This is a genomic window from Paenibacillus sp. 01T422 (assembly GCF_056398785.1).
In genome coordinates this window covers 1-1,887 of the sequence record NZ_JBFTQB010001079.1, presented here as the reverse complement: position 1 = coordinate 1,887, position 1,887 = coordinate 1, and the positions used below count along the sequence as shown (strand labels likewise).

General features: G+C 32.4%; 1 pseudogene. It reads right to left on the bottom strand.

Annotation, left to right across the window (positions count from 1 at the left end):
• Positions 1-1,887: pseudogene (locus AC1DUA_RS35710) on the bottom strand (hypothetical protein); the annotation flags it as partial.

The window sequence follows — 1,887 nt, the reverse complement described above, 5'->3', positions numbered from 1 at the left end:
GTATAAATTAAATCTTCAAACTTGGGTATTTGCTTAAAATCATGTACCCATTTTTCAATATCATTTTCAGGAAACTCAAAAATACTATTATAATAGTTTTTGTTTTCTTTAATTCTATTGTTTAGTATAGTAGGGTCAATATCGCGAACGAATGGATTCCATGGGCCACTATAAGGAATATCCTTGTAGATCAGTTCACGTTTTCCCTCTGCTTCGTTGGAATCCAAATTAATAAAAAAATCTGTATTTAAATCTTCTGCATTACCTGTATCTGTATCAGAATATGTATCATTTGCCCAAATTAACTTAGCATTAAGTGAAGCAAGAAATGCATCCATATCAAAATCAACCACTTCACCAACTTCATAACCTTCGGACTCACTCATAGGGTATCTATCAGATAACTTTGCTAACAATTCATGAAAAGCGATCCATTGATATTTCTTACCAATTCTCTCATTCTTATGTTCATGTCTATTGTATGCTTTAACGTGGTTCCTATCATAATCCCCATGTAATTCAACGTCGTAGCCTAGCTGAAATACTCTAAGTGTTGCAATATTACTTAGAGATTGGGTATCGAAATACTGCTCCCAATTTTTCACTGCGCCTTGAAAGACATATCTCCCAAAATCGCCATATCCACCTGTCCCTCTACCATATTCTGTTGTCATTGAATTTAATATTGTATTTTGAGACCAATACTTATCTTGGAAACCCTCAGATTTGTAATCGAACTCATATTGATCTATTTCTTCAAGAGTAGGAATATGATTGTACCACTTACTATGATATGGTGGTCTTATTTTTGTAAGATCCAAACCTTCATGCATTCCTAAGTAAACGGAATACTCAATAATACCTCTTGCGTAATCCCTCAATAATATATGAGGATACGTATACTTCTTATTAAATATTGTCTTATAAACATATATGCTAAGTTCAAATATATCTTCTTTATTCTTACTTCTTAATGCGCAACCATATGCAGCCGCGAATATTCTTTCATATACATAAGGATCATTAACTTTTTCGAATAATTGTAATACTTCAACTAAAACATTCAACTTATTTTGAAGTAGACACACAAGTGCCTTTGTCGCAGAATCACGTAATTTTCGATTTGGACTTGTGAGAAACCATGAAACTGTGACCGCAGATAATTTAATTGACTCATCACTTATATATCCACGATCCTCTGCCGACCAAGCCCAGTCTATTATTCTCTTTATTGCAGAATATCCATTGTAATGGTTACTAATAAATGGTGTCCACCAAGCATCTCTTCGTGGAAGAGTGTCCTTCATTAATCTATAATGAATTCTTTCTCCATTAAAAAAGTGTTTAGGATTTGAGGATACCTGTAAAATTGTGTCCCAAAACATTTCGAATGTCCCGTTTCTTTTCATAACAATCTTATTAATAAAAGGAATAACTTTTTCAGTAATTGTTTCAGTTTTTCTCCACAATAGGCTATTAATAAAGGCCTCTACTACTATGTGATGTGATTTATGTTTTGATACAACTTCAAACAGTTCAATGTTAACGATTTCCGGTAGTTGAATTGCTAGAGCCTCTAAATAACCTTTATGATAATAAAGTGCTCTTTCATCCTTTATATACTCAAATAAAATCTGGCCCTCTTCAAATGACAAATGTGGATCTTGCTTATCTAAATGTTTGTCAAGCATATATGCAACACTTACATGATCATCAAATCTTTCATATGCAAAGTAAATACCGTCAACATATTGATTTTCAATTAAGAAAATATTCTGTGTAAATAACCCTTCATTAATTAACTCATCTAAATATCGTCTCCAATTTTCTGTATAATCTTTAGCTATGCTATTAACAATCCTATTTGCCTCTTCATAAGGAACATAC